Origin of the sequence: Falsihalocynthiibacter sp. BN13B15 (genome assembly GCF_041205415.1) — a bacterium.
Lineage (GTDB): Bacteria > Pseudomonadota > Alphaproteobacteria > Rhodobacterales > Rhodobacteraceae > Falsihalocynthiibacter > Falsihalocynthiibacter arcticus.
Window position 1 is genome coordinate 1 of record NZ_JBGFCE010000056.1, and the last position, 1148, is coordinate 1148.

The 1148-nt window shown below is 45.1% G+C and carries 1 protein-coding gene; it reads left to right on the forward strand.

The genetic code is table 11. The features are described from left to right. Window positions 1-123 precede the first annotated feature (123 nt). On the forward strand, window positions 124-1041 hold the full coding sequence (locus tag AB9F26_RS22100; RefSeq protein ID WP_369756620.1) for a LysR family transcriptional regulator ArgP: 918 nt from the start codon (window positions 124-126) through the stop codon (window positions 1039-1041). Window positions 1042-1148: the final 107 nt, after the last annotated feature.

The following is a 1148-nucleotide window of genomic DNA, read 5'->3' on the forward strand; positions in this document are numbered from 1 at the left end:
AAAACAATCAGAGTTGCTAATAAATAGCTTGGAGAATCAGGGCAGAAATCAACATTTAGATTGATTTTCTTAACGACATACTAACATTGTATTAGGAACTCTAATGAAAAAAGTTGTTCTGACATGCAATATGATTATGATTCATTGCTCGCTTTAGATGCGGTTGTACGAGAAGGCGGCTTTGATGCAGCTGCAAAAGCGCTCGAAGTGACGCAATCTGCGGTCAGCCAGAGAATCAAACAGCTTGAGGATAGGGTCGGCACAGTTCTGATTGTCCGCGGTCGCCCGTGTGTTCCAACTGAAATCGGGTTGCAATTGTGCCAGCATTTTGAACAGGTAACTCTGTTACAACACGAACTAGCTGATCGAATGAGCAATCTGATAGACCGATCTGGTGTAAATGCGGCAACGGTCCGAATTGCGGTAAACAATGACAGTCTCGCAACATGGTTTCCATATGTGATGAAACGCGCTGTAAACGACCTTAACGTGCAAATTGAGATCACCCCGGACGATCAGGAGCACACGGAAAAGAGCCTGAAATCTGGCGACGCACTCGCGGTTATCACAGACGTCGAAAAGCCTGTGCAAGGATGTCGTCGGATATCGCTTGGTGCAATGGAATATATAGCTGTGGCTTCGGCTGAATTTTATGATGCAAATTTTAAAAAAGGGGTAACGCTCGACACGATTGAAAACACCGCATGTCTAGCGTTTAATCGAAAGGATACAATACAGGATCAGTGGATGAAGCAGTGTTTTGGCAGATCTGTAAAAACGTTAACCCATATGGTGCCTTCATATGAAGGATATGTCGCATGTTGCCTGAATGGTACCGGTTGGGGTCTGGTGCCGGGGATCGCTGGATTGCCCTATTTGGAAAGTGGTGAGCTTATAGAACTGGTTTCCAATGAACGAATTCAGATTTCCCTACATTGGCAATCTAGTACGCAGTCGAGCGAAATATTACGGCGGCTCGGAGAAATTGTGAAAGAAGAGGCGCTAATTCACTTAATGCCAGATAGCTTTCGGACCATGTAATGCGAAACCTGTCTTAGAATACAGATTGCTGCACTTGGTCGTAGATCGTTTTTGCGAAGGCTATGCTCCAGAGTTATCGCTCACACGGTAAGTGGGAATAATCGGTC